This window comes from Sinorhizobium numidicum, assembly GCF_029892045.1.
GTDB classification, from domain to species: domain Bacteria; phylum Pseudomonadota; class Alphaproteobacteria; order Rhizobiales; family Rhizobiaceae; genus Sinorhizobium; species Sinorhizobium numidicum.
This window is the reverse complement of sequence record NZ_CP120368.1, coordinates 3520904-3543963: the sequence shown is the minus strand read 5'-3', so window position 1 is coordinate 3543963 and position 23060 is coordinate 3520904. Positions and strand designations below refer to the sequence as shown.

Here is a 23060-nt window from a genome sequence, read left to right as displayed (position 1 = left end):
GGCTATTTTGCCGCCATCGATATAGGCGGTTACCTTGGAGGTCAAAGACTATCGTGCGCTTCGTAAGCTACAATATTCAATACGGCATCGGTCTCGACCGGCGCTTCGACCCGGAGCGGATTGCCGCCTCTGTTCGCGAAGCCGATATCATCGCCCTGCAGGAGGTGACGCGCAACTTCCACCGCAACGGCAATGCCGATCTCGTCTCGGCCCTCGCAGAGTTGCTTCCCGGCTATTTTTCCGTCTTTCACGCGCCCTGCGACATCGATGCCGGCTCGTCGATCGAAAACGGCCGTGCCGTCAACCGCCGCTTTCAGTTCGGCAACATGATCCTTTCGCGCTGGCCGATCCTTTCGACGCGGCTGATCATGCTGCCGCGCACCCGAACGGTCAGCCCCATGAACCTGCAGCGGGGCGCGACGGAAGCGCTGGTCGCCACCCCCACCGGCCCATTGCGTGTCTACTCCGTCCATCTCGACCATGTCCTGCCGGCCGAGCGCATCGCCCAGATCGAGTGTCTGAAGCAGCGGCTCGTCAACTATCCGCTGGAGGGTGGCGCCATTTCCGGCGCTGCCGATTTCGGCTTTGCCGAACCGCCGCATCCGGAAGACTTCGTGGTCATGGGCGACTTCAACATGGAGCCGGAATCGCCCGAATACAATGTCATGACCGGGACTTCCGATGCCTTTTACGGGCGGTCGCTCCGCGTCGGCAATCCGGTCGACGCGCTTGCCCATCTCGGCCGGTTGACACCGGAAAGCTATAGCTGGATTGATCCGGACGATCCCGAAAGGCGCCTGCATCTCGACTATTGCTTTCTCAGTGCCGGTCTTGTCTCCCGCCTCAAGGACGCCTGGACCGATTACGACGCCACCGGATCCGACCATTTGCCCGTCGGTATTGAACTCCATTGAATCATGCCTCCGCCAAAGCAAAGTTTTGGCGGAGGCTATCGTCAGGCCGGCCGCCGCAGGTCCGCTGCCGCTAGCCGCGTCTCTATATGCGCGACCATCGCGCTCCGGGCGAGCGCGTAGATCTGGCTGCAGCCGGTGACCTTGAAGCCAAGCTTCTCCTGCACCTTGAGCGAGGCCGGATTATCGGCGAAGACGCCCGAATGCAGCACCGCGTCCGGCATGCGGCGGAAGAAGCGTTCGACCGCGGCGTAAACCGCTTCGCTCGCCAGCCCCTTGCCCCAATAGAACCGGTTCAGCCAGTAGCCGACATGCCACTGGCCGTACCTAAGCTCGATACCAACGCAGCCGATATGGACGTCGTCGCCGGTGGTGATGGCGAGCGTCCAATCCGGCAGGACGTTGGCGGCCTGGCGGTTCAGCCAGTCGAGCGCATCCTGCTGGTGATAGGGTGCGGGCACCCGTGCCAGCATCCGAGCCACCTGGAAGTCGCCAAGCGACTCGGCGATCGCCTGCGCGTCAGCGAGGCGGTGCGGCCGGAGCCGCAGCCGCTCGGTTTCGATGATGGGGCAGGGGCCGGGATTGGGGCGGACGGCGATCCGCGACCGTTCGGAAACGAGCGCATTCATCGCGTGCCTCCCCAGCTTCTCAGCGAAACCCAGGTCTTGCGGTCGAGCCGGTACCATTCGACAGCGACCATGCCGCCGAGCGCCAGGCTGTCGATCATGCCCGAGCCCTGGAACTGGAAGCCGCACTTCTGGATGACTCGACGCGAGGCGATGTTCATGACGCGGCAGCGTGCATCGATCTGATCGATGTCGCGGGTGCGGAAGCCCATGTCGGTCAGCGCCTGCGCCGCTTCGGTGGCGTAGCCCTGGTTCCAGTAGGGTTCGCCCAACCAGTAACCGAGCTCCGCCGTCTTGCCGTCGGGATGCGGCTCGATGCCGCAGCAGCCCAGAAATGCGCCATTGTCCGCTTTGGTGATCGCGTAGACGCACTTGCCAATCGTGCCGGCTTTCGCGCGTCGCACGAAATCGGCCGCGTCCGCCGTGGTGTAGGGGTGCGGCATGCGCGAGACCATCGTGGCGATATTGGCGTTATTGGCAAGATGGGCAAGGGCGTCGATATCGTCTTCGTGGGGCGCGCGCAGAACGAGCCGGGGCGATAACAATATCGGGCAATCGGTCCTTGACCGCTGAGGCCTCAGCCTTTGTTCGGGAGACCGTGATTGGTCTTCCCTCAACAGCTCGGTTTGCATGGTTCATCCTCCAGAGACGAGAAAAGGGGAGTTGGGTATTGCCCCATCTCCCCTTTGAAGTCTGGCTTTTGAACCTTGCGGTGCGTCAGCCGGGTCGATGAGACGCCGGCTGTTTTAGAGCGCTACCGGCTTATTCCGCTGCTTCCGCTTTCGGCATTACAGACACGTACACGCGACCATTGGCCTTCGTACGGAAGTCCACGTTACCTGCCGTAAGCGCAAAAATCGTATGGTCCTTGCCGAGGCCGACATTGGCGCCCGCGTGCCACTTCGTGCCGCGCTGGCGCACGATGATGTTGCCTGGAATGACGGCTTCGCCGCCGAACTTCTTCACGCCAAGGCGCTTGGACTCAGAATCGCGACCGTTGCGCGACGAACCGCCAGCTTTCTTGTGTGCCATTGGTGTTCTCCTTTAAACCTTCGATCCCGGAACTCAGTTTGCAGCAGCTTCAGCGGCGGCTTCGGTCTTCTTCGAAGACTTCTTCGCCTTGCCGCCGGCAGCAGCGATGTCCAGGATGCGGACGGTCGTCTGATGCTGGCGATGGCCGCGCGAACGCTTGGAGTTCTGGCGGCGGCGCTTCTTGAAGGCGATGACCTTCTTGGCGCGGCCCTGGTCCACAACTTCGGCGCTGACGACGGCACCTTCGACAAACGGAGCGCCGATGGTGGCATCGGCGCCGACGCCGACCATCAGGATCTCGGTGAATTCAATCTTGTCGCCAGCAACGCCTTCCAGCTTTTCGATGGTGATGACGTCGTCGGCCGCCACGCGGTATTGTTTACCGCCGGTCTTGATGACTGCGAACATTCGTTATCCTTTCATGTTCGGTCCGGCTCTTTGCTTGAAACAGCAAGGCCGTCTTTTTATCAGTCGATGGTTGAGCAGAGCGCTTCGGGAGACCCCTTGAACTCTGCCGGTGAACGGGCACAAATTCTACCCGGCGCGGTGCGGGCAGACCACACCACTTCATTGCGCGAATTACGGGAATCGCTCTTTGCTGTCAAGGCGAAAGCCGCCATATTGAAAGATATTCTTCCTCCTGCCCCTTGCCAGCGACAGAAACTGCCGCTATGAACCCGACCGCGCCGACAAGGCGCCAACCGGCCCCGCGGAGAGGTGGCAGAGTGGTTGAATGCACCGCACTCGAAATGCGGCATGGGTGCAAGCCCATCGGGGGTTCGAATCCCCCCCTCTCCGCCATAAACATTACCGCTATTATCCTCGCCCTTATGTGACTGTTCGATCGCCTTAATCTTGGCCGCATCCGCACATCGGAGGGCAGCGGGTCAAAGCGGTGGCGGCTGGCATCAGCCGCTCTGCGCCAAGATAGCTGCCCTGTTTTGAGCCAAAGCATCCGACGCCCAAGGCGCCCACAACTCCGAGGGGGGCAACTAGAGCCAGCCTCCGGCTTCCTCGCCAACAACTTCTGATTTCCCAACAGCGGCGCACGCGGTCGTCAGCAGTCAGATCCAGGCTGCCAACTTTTCGTAATCTCTTTCTGTCAGGACGTTCTGAAGCAAGCGTTCATCGCTCCAGCCGCTGAATTCAATTAGGCTTTCGAGAATGCCAGTCTCGACGGCGTGATCGTAAAGCCAGTCGAAGTCCTTGCGTTTCGCCGCCTTGGATATGGCAAAGCGCTCGTCGGACAGAAGAACTCCGAGAAAGGCGTTCTGAAAGGCTTCGACAAATCGCGGTGCCGAGGATAACGGATTTGTTGATCGTTGTTGCATCCGCGAGGTGCTGCACCTGCGCGGCGGTCTGCGCGGCAGCTTTTCTCAGATCGTGGCCATAGTCGCGCTGGCTAAGCCCCGGCTTGCAATGCTTCTGGAATGCGCCGCGGATGAAGAGGCGTCACAGAAGCGATCGAGATCGTCGGGTGCGGTTGGTGGCGTCAAAGGTCCATCGATGGCAATCACGGCGAATGGCGTCGAGGCCGGAATGTGATGCTGTCGGCGGTCCCAATCGCTGTGCATCTTTGCCGAGCCGCAGTCGTCTCCAGCGCTCCAGGCGATGCCGGTGGCGGCGGGCGTAAGCGGGAGTAGCCAACGTCGACGCCGAGCAGTGCGATTTTACCGAACCTCATTTATTCTTCGACCGAACGCTTCTTGCACGGGGGCGTCAACACCTCCGCAAAGCGGACGTGTCGTCCGTTCATCCGGCACAAATCGTCATCCTCTCCCAGACCGGTCAATTCTCCCAAATAAATAGGCTAGACCACGTGGTCTACAGTGCTGTGCGTCTTTTTAGATGGCCACCATGCAGTAGGCCGCCTCGATTCATGTTGCAGGAGCGCGGCTTTCCGCGCTCGAAATACCGGAACATCCATCAATCCGCGGCATTCTTCCGCAACCACACTTCCAATGCAGCGATCACCGTCAATCTCAGGCTTGCATTCAGGCCAAGCGCGCGAGCCAGCGAGCGGTCGTCGGAGGGGAAACCCATTTCGCGCATCACGTCGTCGGGCGTGAGTCGCCGCCGGGCCATGATCGTTTTGATCTCGGCGATCGTGGAGGCAAGCAGGTAGCGGCCGGTTGCAATGCGGGTTTCCGTGGCCCGGAAATTGGCAGGCGGCGAGGGGGTGGAGAATGATGTCGCGTTCGCGGGCATCGCGCCTGTGGCCGCGAGCCAGGTCAGGAACGTGTCGCGCTCGGTATCTGTAGCCTTCGCCCAGGAATTCTTCAGCTTATCGAGCCGGCTTCGCTCCGGCTTCAGGCCGGCGAGGACGAGGGCTTTGCGCAACGACGGGATCTTGCCGGCCAGGAAGGCGGCGTGCACGTCCGGAAACTCGGTCTTGAGCCGTTGGAGGTAGTAGACCTCATCGCGCTTCGTCTTCTTCGCCATTCTCGCATTCCGACACTGAATTTGCGTGGTCGTGTAACGTGCCTAGAGCGTTTCCGTGTTTGATTGAATCGTTGCCGATTCCCGAATCGTCGTTGTTGTGATTCATATGTGGACGCCCCTATGGCAAGGGCCTTTTGTCGGGGATGGTTTGATCGGTTGCTTTCATATGTCCGGCCTGTTTGTGCGGCGTAGAGTTTGACCGCTGGCCCTGATGGAAATCCGCCGGTGAGGTCCCTGATCAAGCTGGCGCGCTTTTGAAGCGCATTGAATCAGACGGGTTGGCCTCACCATTGGCTCGATCGTTACACATCATCGACTGCCGTTACCAATTCGGGTTGTCTGGGATCGAACTCAGGCCGTCAGCTCATGAGCCCTATAAGCTTCCTTTCGGGTCAGTACGACCCATGCGATCCGCGCGAGCTTGTTGGCGAGCGCGACGGAGACGAGCCTGAACGGCTTTTTCTCCAAGAGCTTTCTGATCCAATTCGCCATGGGTGTTGCCTTGTCCTTCGTGTGACGGATGACGGCGGTAGCACCGACAACCAGCAATCGGCGCAAATATCGGTCTCCTTGCTTGGAGATGCCACCGAGCTGGGTTTTGCCCCCTGTCGAATGCTGTTGCGGCGTCAGGCCGAGCCAAGCGGCAAATTGCCGACCTGAACGGAATTGATCGGGATCGGTGACGGTGGCAGCAACAGCCGTGGCCGTGACTACGCCGAGGCCGGGGATCGCTGCGAGCCTACGACTGGCTTCGCTGTCGACATGCCAAGCGTGAAGTTGCTGATCCAGCACCGCAATCTCATCGGTAAACACCATGATCTGCCGGATCAGAATATCCAGCGAAGTGCGTGCATAAGAAGGTAGGCCGTCCTCATCGGACAGCGCTTGCTGCGCCAGCTTGGCCAGATTGGCAATGCCGGGATTGGCGACAAGGCCGAATTCTGCCAAATGCGCCCGCAGCGCATTTGCGACCATGGTGCGCTGGCGAACGAGCAGCGCTCGCGCGCGGTGGGTCATGAGAATGCCCTGCTGCTCCACCGTCTTCACAGGCACGAACCGCATCGTCGGGCGCTGCACGGCTTCGCAGATTGCTTCGGCATCCAGCGCGTCGCTCTTGCCACGCTTGACATAGGCCTTCACATAGGACGGCGGGATGAGCCGGACCTCGTGCCCCATCGCCGCGAGCGTGCGAGCCCAATGATGCGCTGTTCCGCACGCCTCCATCCCGATCAGGCATGATGGTAGCTTTGAGAAGAAGGGCAGCATCTGCTTCCGATGCAACCGCTTCACGAGCACGGTGTTGCCTGTCTCGTCGATGCCATGCGCCTGAAACACGCTCTTGGCCAGGTCCAATCCCATGATCGTGATCTTCATCGTGAATGCTCCTCTTGCTGCTTCGGATGACAGGCCGGCATCATAGCCGCAGCCGGTGCGGGGGCGTCCACATCATCAAGATGCTGGCTGGAAGGAGGCCAGCATTGGATGACGCGACCCTTATCGAACGACCTTCGCGACCGCGTTTTGGCAGCGGTTTTGAGCGGCGAGACCAGCCGTGTGGTGGCGGCGCGCTTCGGAGTTGCCGTCTCGTCCGTGGTGAAATGGTCGCAGCGCTATCGTGCGACCGGTTCTGGCGCACCGGGCAAGATGGGCGGGCATCGCAAGCGTATTCTGGAACCGCATCGCGCTTTCATTGCCGAGCGGCTCAATCAGAACCCGCATCTGACGCTGCATGGCTTGAAGGATGAACTGGCAAGACGCGGCGTCACGGTCTCCCACAATACGATCTGGGAATTCATCCGGCGCGAGGGACTGCGCTTCAAAAAAAACCCTGTTCGCCCTTGAGCAAGCCCGCGCCGACATCGCTCGCAGGCGGGAGCGATGGAAGACCTTTCAGCGCAATCTCGATCCTGAGCGGCTGGTCTTTATCGACGAGACCTGGATCAAGACCAACATGACACCGCTTCGAGGCTGGGGACCAAAGGGCAAGCGCCTGCGTGCCTTTGCTCCGCACGGCCACTGGCGGACGCTGACCTTCCTCGGTGCCTTGCGCAGCGATCGGCTGACTGCTCCCTGTGTCTTCGACGGACCGATCAACGGCCAGTGTTTCCGCGCCTATGTCGAGCAACAGCTCGTGCCCGCGCTCAAACCCGGCGATATCGTCATCATGGACAATCTCGGCAGCCACAAATCGGCAGCTATCCGGCAGATCATAAAGGCGGCCGGTGCACGGCTCTGGTTCCTGCCGCCCTATTCGCCGGATCTCAATCCGATCGAGCAGGCTTTCTCCAAGATCAAGCACTGGATGCGGCAGGCCCAGAAGCGAACCGTCGAAGACGCCTGGCGACACATCGGAGCGCTCGTCCAGACAATCGAACCACACGAATGCTCAAACTATCTGGCCAACGCAGGCTACGCTTCCGTCAAAACATGAAACGCTCTAGAAGGGCAGGGCGAGCAAAAACATGACCGCTGCCCCGCGAGCGCGCCTGACGGACCGGTGCGGGTTCGGCCGGTACAGGGCGCGAAATCCGGAAGGCTCGACATGCACGCCGTTGCGCATTGCCGCTCAAGCCCTGCGCAAGTCGGCCTTCCTATGGTCGTGGCAACAGCCGGAATGTGACGCGGCGAACCAAGGACGATGGGATGTCAAACGACGTTGAGCACTACAGCGACCCACAGGATTCGGCCGTAGCCCTGTTCCTGATGCACAATGATGGCGACGAACTGACCGATATTCTGGTTGCCGCGCTCGAGGATGCGCTTCGGATCCTTGGTGACGACGCGACGTTTCCCACAAAGCATTAGCCGTGCAGTTCCCGTTAACCAGCCTGCAGCAACGTCTCAGCTGACAGAGCCGCAGCCATCACCATCCCGTCGGTTCCGCTTCGGCCGATCAGCATCAATCCTGCCGGCAGTCTCGTGCCCCGTAGCGGCAGCGTGACGGCGTTGAGGTCAAACTGGTTGGCGACCTCGGTATTGCGCAAGAGCAGATCCTCGACGCGCCGGTATTCTCTCTCGTCGTCTTCCACGGCGGAGATCGGGACAGCGGCGATCGGCGTCGTCGGCAGCACGATCATGTCATAGGGCGTCAGCCGCTCGTCCATTGCGCGCATCAGACGCTGGCGCGTTGTCAGCAGGTTTTCGACTGCGGCGTCGGGCACCGCGAGGCGGCGGAGGGTGGATTTCACGCGGATGTCGACCGCGGCGTTCTCGTCCAATAGCCAGTTCGCATGGATGCGGCTCGCTTCGAGCCCGGCGACGGAGCCGATCGACGTCGCCACGGCGAAGTGCGCGAGGAGGTCATCGACGTTGCATTCGGCAAGCTTTGCCCCGGCGCGGGAGAGCATTTGCAGGCTTGTTTCGAATGCCTCGGCGATGTCCGGCGCGAGATTTTCGAGAAGAACGCCCTTTGGAATGCCGATTTTCAAGCCCTTGAGCGACAGCGGCGCAAGCGGCTTTGGCGTGTCGCCAGCCATGATCGCGTCGGCAAGCGCACAATCGGCGACCGAACGGGCGAGCGGGCCGATCGAATCGAGACTCGGCGATAAGGGGAAGGCGCCATCCAAGGGCACGCGGCGGGCTGTCGGCTTGAAGCCGACGAGACCGTTCAGGGCCGCCGGGATGCGCACCGAGCCGCCGGTATCGGAGCCGATGGCGATCTCGCTCGTGCCTTCCGCGACCGATACGGCCGCACCGGAAGAGGAGCCGCCGGGAATGAGGCTCGCATCGAACGTGTTGCCTGGCAGCGGATAATGCGGATTGAGGCCGACGGCGGTGAAGGCGAACTCGGTCATGTGCGTCTTGCCGATGACGACGGCGCCGGCCGCGCGCAGCCGTCGGACGATCGCTGCGTCCGCGCTCGCCGGCGACGCATTGCGGCGGATGATGGAGCCGGCAAGGGTCGGCTCGCCGGCGACATCGAAGAGGTCCTTGATCGAGACGATCCGGCCGTCGAGCGGTCCAAGGCTTTTTCCCTCCTGCAGCCTTCGGTCGGCGGCGTCCGCTTCAGGGCGGGCCGTTTCCGGGTAGAGTTTTACGAAGACCCGCTCTTCGTTCCGGCGCTGCTCCAGCCGCGCGAGAATGGTTTCGAGCCGGTCACGAGAGGGACTGTCCGATCGAGGCAAGGCAAAAAGACCTTCGTGCAATTCTGACATCGTTCATAGCAGCCAGGTGGCCGAACGCCACTCGTAAACTCAACGTATGAGGATCAAAGCCGCGGTTAGCGTCGTTATAGCGCATGAGTGCTTTTGAACATCAGCCGGAGGACTCACAATGCCAGTCCTGCAAGCCTCTGCAACGCTGGAATCGTCTGTGATCAGGCGCGTTAAGTACGACATACCCCATCGGACGTTGAGCATCTGGTTCGTAGGCAGACGCGGCGCTTATCGTTACTACGATGTTCCAAAGCGCGTTTATGAGGAGTTGACAGAGGCAGACTCCCCGGGCCGCTACTTCAACGAGCACATAAGAGACCGGTACGAATTCACTCACTAGATGCACTAAGAGAGCCGGTCGTCTAGGCACCTGCGCTGACCGGCGCGTCACAGAACTGTCGCCAAACCGTTCAAATAGTTTCATCCGCCTGTAAAGCCGCTGACACAGCGCGCGCCAATGGTCCGCTCGCGAGAAACCGATGATTCGCGAAACGGAGGCAGGCTTTGGCTGCTGCTCGAAATACGCTTACCAGGCGCACTTTCCTCTTATCCGCCGGTGCGGCCGGCCTCGGCGCCTCTTCGGGGCTTGCGACGCCCTTTTATGCCCGCGGCTACGGGAGGCCGGAATTTCTGCATGGCGTGCAGTCCGGTGATGTCGATACGCAATCGGGCATGATCTGGACGCGGGTCGACCGACCGGCGCGTGTCACGGTGGACTATTCGACCACAGAGAGCTTTTCGAATGCCGTGCGGCTCGCCGATGTCGACGCGACGCCGCAGACCGATTGCGCGGTCAAATACCGCCTCGACAATTTGCTGCCGGACCAGGACATTTTCTACCGCTTCTCAGCGGTCGATCTCCATGACGGCAATCGTGTTTCGGAGCCGATCGTCGGGCGGTTCCGTACCGCTCCCTTGCGCAGACGATCCGTGCGCTTCGTCTGGTCCGGCGACACGGCCGGCCAGGGATGGGGGATCGACGAGGTCGGCATGAAGACCTATTCGACCATGCGCCTGCACGAGCCGGATTTCTTCATCCATTCCGGCGATACGATCTATGCCGACAACCCGATTCCCGACGAGATCAAGCTCAGGGACGGCGGCATGTGGAAGAACAGGATCGTCACGCCCGAGAAGCGCGACGTCGCCCGCACGCTCGAGGAATATCGCGGTCAATGGAAATACAACCTGCTTGACACCCATGTGCGCGATTTGAACGCCGTCTGCCCGACCTTTTACCAATGGGACGATCACGAGGTGCTCAACAACTGGTCGGCCTCCACCGACCTTCGCGACGATCCGCGCTATCCGGAGAAGGACGTGGCGGTCTATGCCGCCAGGGCCGCGCGCGCTTTCCATGAGATGACGCCGATCCGCACCCTGCCGACGCAGCCGGGACGCATCTTCCGCAAGATCGCCTACGGGCCGTTGCTCGACGTGTTCTTCGTCGATCTGCGCTCCTATCGCGGCCCGAACCAGGGGGAGGGCGATGCCGGCCTTTTCGGTTGGCGCCAGGCGGATTGGCTGAAGCGCGAGCTTGCCGCCTCGCGCGCCACCTGGAAGGTGATCGCCTGCGACATGCCGATCGGTCTCGTCGTCTGGGACGATTATGCTGAGAAGCGTGGATCGGATGCGATTGCCAACGGAGACGACGGCGCGCCGTCGGGACGCGAGGCGGAATTCGCCGATATTCTCCGCTTCATCCGCGACAACGGGATCGACAATCTCGTCTGGCTGACGGCGGATGTTCACTACACGGCAGCACATCACTACGATCCGTCGCGCGCCGCGTTCAAGGATTTCCTGCCCTTCTGGGAGTTCGTCTCCGGCCCCTTGCACTCCGGCACCTATGGGCCGAAGGAGCTCGACATGACCTTCGGGCCGGAAGTCCGGTTCATAAAAGCGTCCGGCGGCGCCATCGATAGCAACCTGCCGCCGTCCGCAGGTCTGCAATTCTTCGGTATCGTCGATATCAACGGCCAGTCGCGGCAGATGACCGTGCGGCTGATGGACCGGCGGGACCAGGAACTTTGGCGCGTGACACTCGATCCCGCGGCGGTTGCGTGAGCGCGGCCTGGCAATGCGGACAGAATCCTCCGCGTGCTCGCAATTCGGCGCGGCTAGTACGGTCCTCTCCCCCTTTCGCTCCTGCAAAAAAACCTGTATGAGCGCGGCAACTGAAAAGCGGTGCCCGCCTTGTCGCGCGCGCCCAGAACTTTCCGAGACGAAAAATGAGCATTCGTAACATCGCGATCATCGCGCACGTCGACCATGGGAAAACCACTCTCGTTGACGAACTCCTGAAGCAGTCCGGTTCCTTCCGCGACAACCAGCGTGTCGCCGAGCGCATGATGGATTCCAACGAGCTGGAAAAGGAACGCGGCATCACCATCCTTGCCAAGGCGACATCGGTCGAGTGGAAGGGCGTGCGCATCAACATCGTCGACACGCCCGGCCACGCCGACTTCGGCGGCGAGGTCGAACGCATTCTGTCCATGGTGGACGGCGCCATCGTTCTGGTCGACGCTGCCGAAGGTCCGATGCCGCAGACGAAATTCGTCGTCGGCAAGGCGCTCAAGGTCGGCCTTCGTCCGATCGTGGCGATCAACAAGATCGACCGTCCCGATGCCCGTCACGAGGAAGTTATCAACGAGGTGTTCGATCTCTTCGCGGCGCTCGATGCGACCGATGAGCAGCTCGACTTCCCGATTCTCTACGGTTCGGGCCGCAACGGCTGGATGAACGTCGCGCCGGAAGGACCGCAGGACCAGGGTCTGGCACCGCTTCTCGATCTCGTTCTCGATCACGTCCCGGAGCCGAGCGTCGGCGAAGGTCCATTCCGGATGATCGGCACCATTCTCGAAGCCAACCCCTTCCTCGGCCGCATCATCACCGGGCGCATCCATTCCGGTTCGATCAAACCGAACCAGGCCGTCAAGGTGTTGGGGCAGGACGGCAAGCTACTCGAAACCGGTCGCATCTCAAAGATCCTCGCTTTCCGCGGCATCGAGCGTCAGCCGATCGAGGAAGCGCATGCGGGCGACATCGTCGCGATCGCCGGCCTTTCCAAGGGCACCGTCGCCGACACATTCTGTGACCCGGCCGTCGCCGAGCCGTTGAAGGCGCAGCCGATCGATCCGCCGACGGTCACCATGTCCTTCCTCGTCAACGATTCGCCGCTCGCTGGCACCGAAGGCGACAAGGTCACCTCGCGCGTCATTCGCGACCGCCTGTTCAAGGAAGCCGAAGGCAACGTCGCGCTGAAGATCGAGGAATCCTCCGAGAAGGATTCATTCTTTGTCTCCGGCCGTGGCGAACTGCAGCTTGCGGTCCTGATCGAAACGATGCGCCGCGAAGGCTTCGAGCTTGCCGTATCGCGTCCGCGCGTCGTCATGCACAAGGACGAGAAAGGACAGCTTCTTGAGCCGATCGAAGAAGTCGTTATCGACGTCGATGAAGAACATTCCGGCGTCGTCGTGCAGAAGATGTCCGAACGCAAGGCCGAAATGGCCGAGCTTCGTCCGTCCGGCGGCAACCGCGTCCGGCTCGTGTTCTTCGCGCCGACCCGCGGCCTCATCGGCTACCAGTCCGAACTTCTGACCGACACGCGCGGCACGGCGATCATGAACCGCCTGTTCCACGACTACCAGCCTTACAAGGGTGAGATCGGCGGCCGGGTGAACGGTGTTCTGCTCTCCAATGATGCCGGCGAATCCGTGGCTTACGCGATGTTCAATCTGGAAGATCGCGGCCCGATGATCATCGACGCTGGCGAGAAGGTCTATGCCGGCATGATCATCGGCATTCACACGCGCGACAATGATCTGGAAGTGAACGTGCTTAAGGGCAAGAAGCTCACCAACATGCGTGCATCCGGCAAGGACGAGGCGGTAAAGCTGACGCCGCCGATCCGCATGACGCTCGATCGGGCGCTGTCGTGGATCCAGGACGACGAACTGGTCGAGGTCACCCCGAAGTCGATCCGGCTTCGCAAGATGTATCTCGATCCGAACGAGCGCAAGCGCTTCGAAAAGGCCCGCACCGCCGGCGCGGCGTAAAGGTCAAAGGAATCCCGGGCGAGATCGCGGAAAGCTGTGCAGCGGCTTCCCGCCCGCATCCCGCTCTAAGTCAATCATGATCTCGGCATTTGAGAAACCCCGGAGCGATCCGGGGTTTTTTGCTGTGTGTGCCAGTCGCGGGCGGCTTGCAGACAAAGTTAAAAAGGCGTTAACCTTCGAGTGGATGCCGTTAAAGTTGCCTGTGGGTTAACGCTGCTTGGCAGCCCGGCGGGATTCCGGTTCGCCGTGTCGTGTGTTTAGAGTCCTAAGTCATGAAGACTGTTTCGATCGAGGTCAGGCCCGGGGAGCCACGTGAGGCGGCGGCAATCGCCGACGTGCATCGCGTGTCCTGGCTGCAAGCCTATGCCGGCATCATCCCGCACCGCCCGCTGATCCAGATGGTCAACCGGCGCGACGAAATCTGGTGGCGCAAGGCAACGCGCGGCCCGGCAACGCTGTTGGTCGTCGACGTGGCGGGAACCATCGCCGGCTACGCGACGCTCGGCCTCAGCCGCGCACGGGCGCTGCCACAGGAAGGCGAAATCTACGAGATCTATCTCCGCCCGGAATATCAGGGAATCGGCCTCGGGCGCGTTCTCTTCGGCGAGGCGAAGAGCCTTCTGAAGTCGCTCGGCTGCAAGGGTCTGGTCGTCTGGTGCCTGGAAGAAAGCGAACATGCCTGCAGCTTTTTCCAAACGGCCGGCGGCCGAGACATCGCCGAAGGCATGGAAGATTTCGGCGATAAATACCTGAAGAAGGTCGGCTTCGTCTGGAACTGAACGCGCCACAGCGCCGTGCCTCCTTTTAGACGCACAAAGGTCGCTGTAGCGGTTTGAGTTGCTTTCGTTGCCCTTCATTCGGCAGATCTTTTGCTGCGGCAGATAATGGGTCATTTGTCGCGGCCGGCATCGGTCCAGATGCTGTCACTGGCAAAGGCCGGAGCACAGAAAAGCGTGGAAACGGCAGGATAAAGAAGCGTCTGCGGGATCCTCCTTCACCGATACCGAACAGCAATTCCGCCCGTCCGAACGAAAGTTATGTTGCATCGCGGCATGTTTACCTTTATCCGACGGGGCGACTTTTCAACGACCCTGGAGGTGCTCATGCGGATCGACGCGATTTCCATCGGAAAGAATCCACCGGAAGATGTCAATGTGATCGTGGAAGTTCCGGTTGGCGGGCATCCGATCAAGTACGAAATGGACAAGGAAGCCGGCACGCTGGTGGTTGATCGCTTCCTCTACACGCCGATGACCTATCCGGGTAACTACGGTTTCGTTCCGCACACGCTGTCAGACGATGGCGACCCGATCGATGTCCTGATCTGCAATACCCGTCCGCTGGTGCCGGGCTGCGTCATCAATGTCCGCCCGATCGGCGTGATGATGATGGAAGATAATTCCGGCCAGGACGAAAAGATCATCGCGGTGCCGTCGGCCCACCTGACCAAGCGCTACGACAAGGTCCATGATTACACTGACCTGCCGGAAATCACGCTCAAGCAGATCGAGCACTTCTTCGAGCACTACAAGGATCTGGAGCCCGGCAAATGGGTGAAGATCTTCGGCTGGAAGGATGCGGGCATGGCCAAGCAGTTGATCAAGGAAGCGGTCGAGCGCGCCAAAGCGAAGAAGTAATTATCCAGTCTCGCCGACGATTTCGGCCAGACGTTTGTTGATATCCTCCGGATCGGCCTCGATCCGGAGGATTTTTTTGCGCTGCGTGTCGCCGGCAATGAGCGAGATCCTGTTCTTTGCAATACCGAATGCCTTGGCAAGGAAGGCAATCAAGGCCTGGTTCGCCTTTCCCTTCTCCGGCACGGCACGCACGCGAACCTTGAGATAGTCCTCCCCGTCTGCGGCACTTACGAACCCGTCGATCGCATCGCGGCCGCCGTTCGGCGTCAGGCGGACGGTCAGGCGAACATGATCGTCGAAACCGGTGAGGGCGCCGCGTGCCATGTCATCGGAGCAGTGCCGGGGCTATCGTCGTGTTCAGGAAGAGTTGAATGAAATAGAGGATCACCAGCACGACGAGCGGCGAAAGGTCGACGCCGCCCATATCCGGCAGCACGCGACGGATCGGGCGATAGAGCGGTTCGGTCAACTGATAGAGCGAGCGGCCGATCATGTTGATCGCCTGGTTGTTCACGTTGATGACGTTGAACGCATAGAGCCAGGAGAAAATCGCCGACGCGATGATCAGAAACCACGCGATATTGATTATGAAATTCAAGGTGCCGATGACAGCAAGCATGCCAGTCTCCAATTCGTTGTTGACAGACATTTAGACATTGGGAACTAAACGGGCAAGTACGCCAGTCCGCCTCGCGCTATCATGTTTAACGACGCGGGGCCTCCTGCCTTCTCACCCGAGGAGCATCTCCGTCATATCGGCCGCTCACGCCGCGCACCGTTTCGGCGCGTTCAAGCACGTGGGTTACCGGCGTTATTTCTTCTTGCGCTTTCTTGGATCGATGCGCTCGACGTGCCGGAGCGGCACCGGCCGGGAGGCGCGACTTGAAGTAGAGAGGGTTGAAAAAGGCCGCTCGTCCGGCCTGCCGGCCATCTTCTCCCCGCAAGCGCGGCGAAGGGGCCTCGCGGCGTCCTCTCGCCCGACGTTCTATGTGCGGACAGGAGCGAGCGGCTCGCCACCCAGGAAGATCAGCTCGAGAAAATTCTCCATCCAGGTTCGCAGCGGTGCGTCGTGCTGCATTCGTCCGTCGAGGTGGGCCTTGCCCATCTGCGCGCCGGGCAGGACGAAACGGTGGGCGCCGTGAACCACCCAGCGATGCATCATCGCCCGCGTCAGCTCGCCGTGAAACTGGATCCCCCAGGCGTTCTCGCCGTAGCGGAAGGCCTGATTTGGATAGGTTTCGCCGGTCGCCAGCAGCTCGGCCCCTTTCGGAAGATCGAACCCTTCGCGATGAAAGTGATAGACCATGGCCGGCCAGTCCATCAGCGCCTTGCCGGCTTCGGTCGCCGTCAACGGATACCAGCCGATTTCGGTCATGCCTTCGTGGTGAGCGGCAACCTTGCCGCCGAGATTGCGGGCGAGCATCTGCGCACCGAGGCAGATGCCGAGATAGGGCTTGTTTTCGAGAAGCGGCACGGACAGCCAATCGATTTCGCGGCGGACGAATTCTTCCTCGTCGTTTGCGCTCATGGGGCCGCCGAAGACGATCGTGCCCGAATGGGCCTCCAGCGTCGGCGGCAGCGCATCGCCGAGGGCCGGGCGCCGAATGTCAAGGGTAAAACCCTTCTGCTCAAGGATGTGCCCGACGCGGCCGGCGCTCGATCGCTCCTGATGCAAGACAATGAGGATGGGTCTCTTGGCGTCGCGGGGCTCTGCGAACATCTTCAGCTTTCCTGTTGCGCCTCGTTCTCCTCCTCCACCGCATTGATCTTGGCGGCTGCCTGCTGCCGTTTCAAGACCCGGTCGCGTCCGGACACGCCCAGAAGATCAGCGATCCTCCAAATCACGTGATCCTCCATCTCGCTGCGCAGGCCGTCGGCATAGACGATTTCCCACAGCTTGCCGACAAGCTCGATGCGCTGTTCCTCCGAAAGGTGGCGCTTGATCTCGGAGGTGAATTGAAAGAAGTCGATCGCCTCGCTTTCGGCGGTCTCGCCTGCCTCGACCAGCGCATTGAGGGCCGCATCGTCAAGCTGGTAGTGCTCCTTGATGACCGCCCTCATCTTGCGGCGCTCCGAGGTGCGGACCGCGCCGTCCGCTTCCATGACTTGGAAGCAGAGTCCGATCACCGCGACGCGGGGGTCGCCCTTGTCGATTCGCGCGGCGGACCCCGTCAGTTCCTCGAGAAACGCTCGAAACCGTTCAAACATGTCTTATGCCCACAGCCCGCCAAAATATCGATCCTAGCAAGATGGCGAGACGGCGGCGGAAAACCGTCCGCACTTGCTTCATTCGCTCCAGGTTCAAAGTCCTAGAGCATCCCTTGCGCGTTCATTTGAACGCGCGGTGCTCTAGAACAACCGGAAATTCGCCTTGCTACTCTCCTCCGACGCCCGCTCGCGAACGCCGGGATCGTCCGGAGGGCGGCCGAAGAAAGGATCCGCCTCCTCGTCGGAAATCGGCTCCTTGCTCTTGGCCGGCATGGCAACGGTTTCCTTCCGTTCAGGGACCTTTATCTCTGGCTCGCGCTCGGCTTCGACAATGGTCGGAGCCGAGTCTGCAGATGTCGCTCCCGGCGCTTCGCGCGCTGGCGCATGCTGCGCGGCCGATACCGGCGGCAGGCTGCGGATCGCCTCGTCGGCGCTCAGATGACCATCCTCGATCGAGCCCGAAAGCTGCGACGGCGGCGCTTTCCACTCGAAGGCGTCCAGCCGGCCGCTGACCGGCGAGACCGGCAGCCATGACGGCGAAGTGACGCCGTCGGCGGTCCAGGCCGGGTCGCGGGGACTGCGCAGCGCCTGCGCCATCCAGTGGCGCATGCGGCTCTCGTCGCCGGTATCCGCCTCCTCGATGTCGGCGAGCAGCAGAAAAACACTTTCGGTCGGCGCAAGCCGCGCGGCCGCCTCCGCCTTTACCCGGGCAAGCGGAAGTTCGCGTGCCTCGAGCGCTGCTTCGGCAACTGCTGCCAGAGCAACGGCATTGTTGCTGCGCAAGGATTCGAGCCTCTTTGCGCGCTTCAAGCGATCGACGGCGGAATCGCCGCCGCGTGCCCGCACATAAAGCCGCGCGATATCCGGATGCGGCTCCTCTTTCCAGATCCTTTCGAGGATCGAAGCGCCCTTGCGCAAATTGCCCTCGCGAAACAGCGCCTTTGCGGCGACGAGCGCGGCAGGCACCAGCCGGCCTTCGAGCTTCAGCGCCGCCAGGGCATCGTCGCGCGCCGCCTTCGTATCAGTGTCGAGCTTGCTCATCGCACGCGCGGTCAGGAGCACGGCTTTTTTCCTGTCCGCCTCCTTCCGGTCCAGAACGTGCGCGGCGCGGCTTTGATCGAGGAGGCGGATCGCCTCGTCCCATTGGCCGACCTGGCTGTGGTGATCGAGGGTTGCGAGCGTCGCCCATGGCAGCTGCGGCGCCTTTTCGGCAGCGCGCTCCGCATATTGGCGCGCGGCCTCGGTGGCGCCGAGCCGCTTGGCCTCGAGGTAAAGTCCGCGCAAGCCGAGCTCCCGCGTTTCCGGATCATCCGCCATCAGCTCGAATTTCCTGCGCGCGTCGTCGTATTTGCCTTCGATGAGCGCCGTCTGCGCCTCAAGCAGATGAATGAGCGGCTCCCGATCGGCATTGATCAGGCCTTGCGCGCGCGCCGCCATCTTGCGGGCGCGACCGGCGTCTCCGGCGCCGGCTGCAATCAGCCCGGTCGAAAGCGCCTGGTAGCCTCGGTCGCGCTTGCGAGCGCGAAAGTAGCGGGTGACGGTATGCGGTGACAGCCAAATCGTCCGGATCAGCCAGATCACGATCAGGACCGCGGCGACGAGCGTAATCAGGATGGAAGCGGCGCGCATCAGGCTCATTTCGATGCGCTGCCCCTGCCAGATCAGCGACAATTCCCCCGGGCGATCCGCGAGCCATGCAAAACCGAGAGCGAGACAGAGGACAAGCAGGATGAAGAACAGTATCCGGATCATGTATTCTTCTTTCCTTCCCGCTAGCCTTGAGTGCCGGTCCGAGCCATGGTGTCGGCCACGGCGGCGTCAATGACCGTTTCGACGCGCAGCCGCCGGTCGAGCTTTTCCTTGAAGTCCTGACCGGCGGATTTCGCGATCTCGGGAAGGTTGGCCCATTCGAGCGATGCGCCCTTGAGGTCACCGTTGTTAAGCTTGTCCTCGATGCGCGCGATCACCGCTTCCGGAGTGTCGCCCTCGACGCTGCCGACCGGCCGCACGCGGATTCCGGACATGGCGCTGGAGAGCAGACGGCCGAAGATGCCTTCGTTCGGATCGGGCTGGTTTAGGGCATCGAGCATGGCGTCGGCCGTTTGCGGAAACGCCCCGCGCAGTTCGGTCCGTGTGGCTACCCCCGTTGCGGCATCCTGCGCCAGTTCCTTTACCGTCGCCTCTTCGGAGGCAATGCTGCGAAGGGCATCGAGTTCGGCAAGAAACGGTCCGCCGCGGTCGATAGCCGTCTTCAACGCGGTGACGGCGACGGCTTTTGCCATCTGAATATCGTTTACCGGCTCGTTGAGCCTTTGCTCCGCCTGATCGATACGGCCGGCAAGTTCCGCCCTGGTGTCTGCCGCCGACTGCTGAGCCTCGGCGAGGCTGGTCTTCAATGCGGCGATTTCCTTGGTGAGATTGTCGACCTGGGCTTCGAGCGCGGTTATGTCCGCTGCGCCCGCGCCGGTCGTCGCGGACTGTTCCAGCGCGGTGATGCGGTTCTCAAGAGGGGCGGTGTCGACCGCCGCAGCAGGTGCGGATTGAGTTTGCAGCCGCGTCTTGATGGCCTCGATATCGTTCATCAGGCCCTGCTCCACGGCCGTGTTGCCGCGGTCCGGTCCGAGTGCCGGAATGTAGCCGGCATATTGCAGCCCGCCGGCGCCGATGAGCGTCACGAGGCCGCCGAGAATGCCGGCTGCAAGCGCGCCGGCGGTCGGCGTTTGCCTTGGCGCGGGTTCGGGCACGGCGCCATTGCTCAAGTGCGGAGGCTCTTCGTCGAAGGCTGCCGCGGCTGCATCGGCGCGCTCCTCTGCGGTTTCCTCCGACGCCTCCGCTTCGCTTGCACCGAGCGCCTGGTCCGCCGAAATATCCCCCGGTTCATCGGTGACCGATTCGCGGCTGGCGACGGATTCCGCCTCTTCGGTCACGCTCTTTTCCGCCTCGAGGTCGATCGTCAGCGGTTCCTTCTCGGATTTCGAGCGGCGCGGCGGGTTTTCCGATACCATGGTGACCTCTTACCGTTTCGTTGCCTGTCGGCTCTCAGACCAAACCTAGTCAGCGAGACCGATGAGGGAAAGCCCCCCGGTCCGTTTTTGCAGTAAATGCATCGAGATGACTTCAGTAAGATCTCGGACGCGGGCGGGAAACCGATATCGTCTTTGCTGATTCCGCCTAGAGGAGGTCGAAAAGACTTTCCTCGTTCGGCGTCGCGGCGATTTTGGCGGCGACGCCGCCCGGCAGAACCTCTTTGACGGACGCGCTCAAGCAGAGGTAACGCGCTGAAAAGGCCACAGGATCGATACTGCTCTCCTGCAGCAGGGCCGTCAAACGCCGCGCTGTTTCGCGCGAATAGAGCAGCACCGCGTCGAAGGCTCCCGAACGCGTTAGATCGGACAGGACTTCCGGCGCATAGGTGACGGGCATCATCCGATAGCACTCGACCGTAATATGGTCGATCTCCCGGTCGCGCAGCGCCCGCTCAAGGCCATCCGAGCGCGGTGACCCGGTGAGATAGAGCAGCGTCTTGCTGTCACCCGGATGAATAAGGGCGGCGATCGTCTCGGCGAGCCTTTCGCCCGTTCCCGGCCCTATGCGAACATCTGAGAAACCAAGATCGGCGGCGGCGCGCGCGGTCGCTTTGCCGACGCAGAAGAGCGGTGTCGCCACGTGCGGCCCGAGCGCAGGACCGAGCGCCGCGAGAACGCGGACAGTCTCGGCGCTGGTCAAGGCAATCGCCTCGTGCGGCCGGTCCAATGCTGTGCGGAGGGCGGCGACGAAATGGTGCGCCTGCATCAGGGGCAGAACGACCGCCTGGTGACCCATTGCCTCGAGCTTCGGCGCCGTTCTCTCGGCCGCCGGTCGTGGCCGGGTCACGAGCACACGCATCGGCTACGTCCAGCTCAAAAAGAATCCCGGCCCCGCCTTGGCGCGGATCTGTTCGCCGGCCTTGCGTCCGAGTTCGGTCGCGTCCGCCGCTTTGCCCTCGATCGCGATGCGGTGGCAGGTCGTGCCGTCTGGCGTCAGGATCATGCCCGAGAAGCGGATATGTGCGCCGTCCGACACGGCATGGCCGGCGATCGGCGTGCGGCAGGAGCCGTCGAGCGTTGCCAGGAAGCCGCGTTCGCAGTCGACGGCCTCGTGGGTGCGTGGGTCGTCGATGGCGGCAAGCAGCGTATTGATGCGGCTATCGCTGATGCGGCTTTCGATGCAGATCGCGCCCTGTGCCGGTGCCGGCGGAAATTCGTCCGGATCGAGCAGTTCGGTCGGGACGTCTGCCATGCCGAGCCGCTTCAGGCCGGCAAAGGCGAGCAGCGTACCGTCGGCATGGCCTTCGGCGAGCTTGCGCAGCCGCGTTTCGACCTGGCCGCGATAGGTGATGACATTGATGTCCGGCCGGAGCCGTCGGATGAGCGCCTGGCGGCGCAGCGACGACGAGCCGACTGTCGCGCCTTGCGGCAGGTCAACAAGCTTCGGCGCCGTTCGGCCGACGAAGGCGTCGCGGACGTCTTCGCGCGGCAGGAAAGCGGAGAGAGACAGCCCTTCGGGCAACTTCGTCGGCATGTCCTTAGACGAATGCACCGCGAAATCGAGGTCGCCGGACAGAAGCTGTTGTTCGAGCTCTTCGGTGAACAGGCCCTTGCCGCCGATCTCCGCGAGCGGGCGGTCGGTGATCCGGTCGCCCTTGGTGGAGAGAATGACGACCTCGAACATTTCCGGCGGCAGACCATGCGCGGCGGCCAGGCGGTCGCGCGTTTCATGAGTCTGGGCTAGCGCCAGAGGGCTGCCGCGCGTGCCGATGCGGAAAGGTTTTGTTTGCATCCTTGACGATCCGTTGTTACCGGAGTTCCGTGTACCCACCTTTCGGTGCGACCGCAATCATCGAGTAGACCACACATGTCCCCGCCTTTGCGCATCCTCGGCATAGAGACAAGCTGCGACGAAACCGCGGCTTCCGTTGTGTTGCGCGACGAAAACGGAGGCGGCCGGATCCTCGGCGATGTGGTGCTCAGCCAGTTGGAAGAGCATAGCGCCTATGGCGGTGTCGTGCCAGAGATCGCCGCCCGTGCCCACGTCGAGGCGCTGGACACGCTGATCGAGGAAGCGCTGCTGCGCGCTGGAGTTACGCTTCAGGACATCGACGCGATCGCCGCGACAAGCGGCCCCGGGCTTATCGGCGGCCTCATCGTCGGGCTTATGACCGGCAAGGCGATCGCTCGTGCAGCGGGCAAGCCGCTCTACGCCGTTAACCATCTCGAAGGCCATGCACTGACGGCGCGGCTGACGGACGGGCTCTCCTTCCCCTATCTCATGCTGCTCGTTTCGGGCGGCCATACGCAACTGATCCTCGTTAAGGGCGTCGGCGACTACGAGCGCTGGGGCACGACGATCGACGATGCGCTTGGCGAAGCGTTCGACAAGACGGCGAAGCTGCTTGGCCTGCCTTATCCGGGCGGGCCGGCGGTGGAGCGCGCCGCGAGCACAGGGAACCCGGAGCGTTTCGATTTCCCGCGGCCGCTTGTCGGCGACGCCCGGCTCGATTTCTCCTTCTCCGGATTGAAGACGGCGGTGCGTCAGGCGGCGCAATCGCTGGAGCCGGTGACGGAGCAGGATATCGCCGATATCTGCGCCTCCTTCCAGCGCGCGATCTCGCGCACGCTCAAGGATCGCGTCGGACGCGGGCTCAAGCGGTTCAAGGCCGAATTTGCGGCAGCGGAAAATCCGGCGCTCGTCGTCGCGGGAGGTGTCGCCGCCAATCAAAAGCTGCGGGAAACCTTGCAGACGCTTTGCGATCAACACGGCTTCCGTTTCGTCGCGCCGCCGCATCACCTTTGCACCGACAATGCGGCGATGATCGCCTGGGCCGGGGCCGAGCGCCTAGCGGTGGGCCTGCCTCCGGACGGTCTCGACGTCGCGCCGCGCTCGCGCTGGCCGCTCGACAGTCAAGCACAGGCATTGATCGGCTCCGGCAGGCGCGGCGCCAAGGCATGATGGA

Annotated in this window: 25 protein-coding genes and 1 tRNA gene; 10 read left to right on the top strand and 16 right to left on the bottom strand. The window is 62.1% G+C overall.

Going from position 1 to position 23060, the window contains the following annotated elements; all coding sequences use genetic code 11:
* The first annotated feature begins 53 nt into the window (after positions 1 to 53).
* Positions 54 to 914 (top strand): endonuclease/exonuclease/phosphatase family protein, encoded by an 861-nt coding sequence (locus tag PYH37_RS28210; RefSeq protein ID WP_280734785.1) that lies wholly within the window; start codon positions 54 to 56, stop codon positions 912 to 914.
* 41 nt (positions 915 to 955) lie between these two features.
* Here PYH37_RS28210 and PYH37_RS28205 read toward each other — a convergent pair whose 3' ends face one another.
* The 4 genes from PYH37_RS28205 to rplU form a co-directional block, all read right to left on the bottom strand.
* Positions 956 to 1540, bottom strand: coding sequence for a GNAT family N-acetyltransferase (locus PYH37_RS28205; RefSeq protein WP_280734783.1), 585 nt, complete (start codon positions 1538 to 1540; stop codon positions 956 to 958).
* Positions 1537 to 2169 (bottom strand): GNAT family N-acetyltransferase, encoded by a 633-nt coding sequence (locus tag PYH37_RS28200; RefSeq protein ID WP_280734782.1) that lies wholly within the window; start codon positions 2167 to 2169, stop codon positions 1537 to 1539. The genes PYH37_RS28205 and PYH37_RS28200 overlap by 4 nt, the downstream gene beginning before the upstream one ends.
* A gap of 130 nt (positions 2170 to 2299) precedes the next feature.
* Entirely contained in the window at positions 2300 to 2569 is a 270-nt protein-coding gene (gene rpmA, locus PYH37_RS28195; protein ID WP_026620081.1) for a 50S ribosomal protein L27, read from the bottom strand.
* Positions 2570 to 2602: 33 nt separating this feature from the next.
* On the bottom strand, positions 2603 to 2977 hold the full coding sequence (rplU, locus tag PYH37_RS28190) for a 50S ribosomal protein L21 (RefSeq protein WP_280734781.1): 375 nt from the start codon (positions 2975 to 2977) through the stop codon (positions 2603 to 2605).
* 303 nt (positions 2978 to 3280) lie between these two features.
* On the opposite strand from rplU, the gene PYH37_RS28185 reads away from it, so the two are divergent.
* A tRNA-Ser gene (locus tag PYH37_RS28185) sits at positions 3281 to 3370 on the top strand.
* Positions 3371 to 3633: 263 nt separating this feature from the next.
* Here PYH37_RS28185 and PYH37_RS28180 read toward each other — a convergent pair.
* The 3 genes from PYH37_RS28180 to PYH37_RS28170 form a co-directional block, all read right to left on the bottom strand.
* Positions 3634 to 3900, bottom strand: a complete 267-nt coding sequence (locus PYH37_RS28180) for a hypothetical protein (RefSeq protein WP_280734780.1) — start codon at positions 3898 to 3900, stop codon at positions 3634 to 3636.
* A 595-nt stretch (positions 3901 to 4495) separates the two neighbouring features.
* Positions 4496 to 5011, bottom strand: a complete 516-nt coding sequence (locus tag PYH37_RS28175) for a hypothetical protein (protein WP_280734779.1) — start codon at positions 5009 to 5011, stop codon at positions 4496 to 4498.
* A gap of 351 nt (positions 5012 to 5362) precedes the next feature.
* Positions 5363 to 6385 (bottom strand): IS110 family RNA-guided transposase, encoded by a 1023-nt coding sequence (locus PYH37_RS28170; protein ID WP_252746836.1) that lies wholly within the window; start codon positions 6383 to 6385, stop codon positions 5363 to 5365.
* A 108-nt stretch (positions 6386 to 6493) separates the two neighbouring features.
* On the opposite strand from PYH37_RS28170, the gene PYH37_RS28165 reads away from it, so the two are divergent.
* Positions 6494 to 7442, top strand: a protein-coding gene (locus tag PYH37_RS28165; RefSeq protein WP_280734778.1) for an IS630 family transposase whose coding sequence is annotated in 2 segments (ribosomal slippage) — positions 6494 to 6829 and positions 6831 to 7442 — 948 coding nt in all. Because the reading frame shifts where the segments join, the coding sequence is not laid out codon by codon here.
* 212 nt (positions 7443 to 7654) lie between these two features.
* Positions 7655 to 7816 (top strand): hypothetical protein, encoded by a 162-nt coding sequence (locus PYH37_RS28160; protein ID WP_280734777.1) that lies wholly within the window; start codon positions 7655 to 7657, stop codon positions 7814 to 7816.
* A 14-nt stretch (positions 7817 to 7830) separates the two neighbouring features.
* Here the strand turns inward: PYH37_RS28160 and PYH37_RS28155 are convergent, their stop codons facing one another.
* Positions 7831 to 9135: an amidase gene (locus tag PYH37_RS28155; protein ID WP_280735993.1), complete on the bottom strand. Its 1305-nt coding sequence runs from the start codon at positions 9133 to 9135 to the stop codon at positions 7831 to 7833.
* A 148-nt stretch (positions 9136 to 9283) separates the two neighbouring features.
* Here PYH37_RS28155 and PYH37_RS28150 point away from each other — a divergent pair, with 148 nt between their 5' ends.
* The 5 genes from PYH37_RS28150 to ppa all read left to right on the top strand — a co-directional run bounded on the left by PYH37_RS28150 (position 9284) and on the right by ppa (position 14860).
* A complete protein-coding gene (locus PYH37_RS28150; RefSeq protein WP_280734776.1) occupies positions 9284 to 9505 on the top strand; it encodes a KTSC domain-containing protein in 222 nt (73 codons plus the stop codon).
* Between the two features lie 164 nt (positions 9506 to 9669).
* A complete protein-coding gene (locus tag PYH37_RS28145) occupies positions 9670 to 11232 on the top strand; it encodes an alkaline phosphatase D family protein (protein WP_280734775.1) in 1563 nt (520 codons plus the stop codon).
* Positions 11233 to 11396: 164 nt separating this feature from the next.
* Positions 11397 to 13223, top strand: a complete 1827-nt coding sequence (gene typA, locus PYH37_RS28140; RefSeq protein ID WP_280734774.1) for a translational GTPase TypA — start codon at positions 11397 to 11399, stop codon at positions 13221 to 13223.
* 272 nt (positions 13224 to 13495) lie between these two features.
* Complete coding sequence (locus PYH37_RS28135; protein WP_280734773.1) at positions 13496 to 14002, top strand: GNAT family N-acetyltransferase; 507 nt, start codon at positions 13496 to 13498, stop codon at positions 14000 to 14002.
* A 324-nt stretch (positions 14003 to 14326) separates the two neighbouring features.
* Entirely contained in the window at positions 14327 to 14860 is a 534-nt protein-coding gene (ppa, locus tag PYH37_RS28130) for an inorganic diphosphatase (protein WP_280734772.1), read from the top strand.
* Here ppa and PYH37_RS28125 read toward each other — a convergent pair whose 3' ends face one another.
* From PYH37_RS28125 to hemC, 8 genes are all read right to left on the bottom strand, one after another.
* A complete protein-coding gene (locus PYH37_RS28125; protein ID WP_280734771.1) occupies positions 14861 to 15184 on the bottom strand; it encodes a DUF167 domain-containing protein in 324 nt (107 codons plus the stop codon).
* Between the two features lies 1 nt (position 15185).
* Entirely contained in the window at positions 15186 to 15479 is a 294-nt protein-coding gene (locus PYH37_RS28120) for a YggT family protein (RefSeq protein ID WP_003531184.1), read from the bottom strand.
* A gap of 366 nt (positions 15480 to 15845) precedes the next feature.
* A complete protein-coding gene (locus PYH37_RS28115; RefSeq protein WP_280734770.1) occupies positions 15846 to 16580 on the bottom strand; it encodes a glutamine amidotransferase in 735 nt (244 codons plus the stop codon).
* 2 nt (positions 16581 to 16582) lie between these two features.
* Positions 16583 to 17068, bottom strand: a complete 486-nt coding sequence (locus PYH37_RS28110) for a tellurite resistance TerB family protein (protein WP_280734769.1) — start codon at positions 17066 to 17068, stop codon at positions 16583 to 16585.
* 141 nt (positions 17069 to 17209) lie between these two features.
* A complete protein-coding gene (locus PYH37_RS28105; RefSeq protein WP_280734768.1) occupies positions 17210 to 18820 on the bottom strand; it encodes a heme biosynthesis protein HemY in 1611 nt (536 codons plus the stop codon).
* Between the two features lie 20 nt (positions 18821 to 18840).
* Complete coding sequence (locus tag PYH37_RS28100) at positions 18841 to 20073, bottom strand: COG4223 family protein (RefSeq protein ID WP_280734767.1); 1233 nt, start codon at positions 20071 to 20073, stop codon at positions 18841 to 18843.
* A gap of 166 nt (positions 20074 to 20239) precedes the next feature.
* Positions 20240 to 20953, bottom strand: coding sequence for a uroporphyrinogen-III synthase (locus PYH37_RS28095; RefSeq protein ID WP_280734765.1), 714 nt, complete (start codon positions 20951 to 20953; stop codon positions 20240 to 20242).
* Between the two features lie 3 nt (positions 20954 to 20956).
* Positions 20957 to 21886 (bottom strand): hydroxymethylbilane synthase, encoded by a 930-nt coding sequence (hemC, locus tag PYH37_RS28090; protein WP_280734764.1) that lies wholly within the window; start codon positions 21884 to 21886, stop codon positions 20957 to 20959.
* Between the two features lie 75 nt (positions 21887 to 21961).
* Here hemC and tsaD point away from each other — a divergent pair, with 75 nt between their 5' ends.
* Complete coding sequence (tsaD, locus tag PYH37_RS28085; protein ID WP_280734763.1) at positions 21962 to 23056, top strand: tRNA (adenosine(37)-N6)-threonylcarbamoyltransferase complex transferase subunit TsaD; 1095 nt, start codon at positions 21962 to 21964, stop codon at positions 23054 to 23056.
* Positions 23057 to 23060 lie beyond the last annotated feature (4 nt).

Coding starts and splice junctions, on each gene's coding strand:
- PYH37_RS28205 (WP_280734783.1), bottom strand. CDS start 1,540: ATGAATGCGCTCGTTTCCGAACGGTCGCGGATCGCCGTCCGCCCCAAT.
- PYH37_RS28200 (WP_280734782.1), bottom strand. CDS start 2,169: ATGCAAACCGAGCTGTTGAGGGAAGACCAATCACGGTCTCCCGAACAA.
- rpmA (WP_026620081.1), bottom strand. CDS start 2,569: ATGGCACACAAGAAAGCTGGCGGTTCGTCGCGCAACGGTCGCGATTCT.
- rplU (WP_280734781.1), bottom strand. CDS start 2,977: ATGTTCGCAGTCATCAAGACCGGCGGTAAACAATACCGCGTGGCGGCC.
- PYH37_RS28180 (WP_280734780.1), bottom strand. CDS start 3,900: ATGCAACAACGATCAACAAATCCGTTATCCTCGGCACCGCGATTTGTC.
- PYH37_RS28175 (WP_280734779.1), bottom strand. CDS start 5,011: ATGGCGAAGAAGACGAAGCGCGATGAGGTCTACTACCTCCAACGGCTC.
- PYH37_RS28170 (WP_252746836.1), bottom strand. CDS start 6,385: ATGAAGATCACGATCATGGGATTGGACCTGGCCAAGAGCGTGTTTCAG.
- PYH37_RS28160 (WP_280734777.1), top strand. CDS start 7,655: ATGTCAAACGACGTTGAGCACTACAGCGACCCACAGGATTCGGCCGTA.
- PYH37_RS28150 (WP_280734776.1), top strand. CDS start 9,284: ATGCCAGTCCTGCAAGCCTCTGCAACGCTGGAATCGTCTGTGATCAGG.
- typA (WP_280734774.1), top strand. CDS start 11,397: ATGAGCATTCGTAACATCGCGATCATCGCGCACGTCGACCATGGGAAA.
- PYH37_RS28135 (WP_280734773.1), top strand. CDS start 13,496: ATGAAGACTGTTTCGATCGAGGTCAGGCCCGGGGAGCCACGTGAGGCG.
- ppa (WP_280734772.1), top strand. CDS start 14,327: ATGCGGATCGACGCGATTTCCATCGGAAAGAATCCACCGGAAGATGTC.
- PYH37_RS28125 (WP_280734771.1), bottom strand. CDS start 15,184: ATGGCACGCGGCGCCCTCACCGGTTTCGACGATCATGTTCGCCTGACC.
- PYH37_RS28120 (WP_003531184.1), bottom strand. CDS start 15,479: ATGCTTGCTGTCATCGGCACCTTGAATTTCATAATCAATATCGCGTGG.
- PYH37_RS28115 (WP_280734770.1), bottom strand. CDS start 16,580: ATGTTCGCAGAGCCCCGCGACGCCAAGAGACCCATCCTCATTGTCTTG.
- PYH37_RS28110 (WP_280734769.1), bottom strand. CDS start 17,068: ATGTTTGAACGGTTTCGAGCGTTTCTCGAGGAACTGACGGGGTCCGCC.
- PYH37_RS28105 (WP_280734768.1), bottom strand. CDS start 18,820: ATGATCCGGATACTGTTCTTCATCCTGCTTGTCCTCTGTCTCGCTCTC.
- PYH37_RS28100 (WP_280734767.1), bottom strand. CDS start 20,073: ATGGTATCGGAAAACCCGCCGCGCCGCTCGAAATCCGAGAAGGAACCG.
- PYH37_RS28095 (WP_280734765.1), bottom strand. CDS start 20,953: ATGCGTGTGCTCGTGACCCGGCCACGACCGGCGGCCGAGAGAACGGCG.
- hemC (WP_280734764.1), bottom strand. CDS start 21,886: ATGCAAACAAAACCTTTCCGCATCGGCACGCGCGGCAGCCCTCTGGCG.
- tsaD (WP_280734763.1), top strand. CDS start 21,962: ATGTCCCCGCCTTTGCGCATCCTCGGCATAGAGACAAGCTGCGACGAA.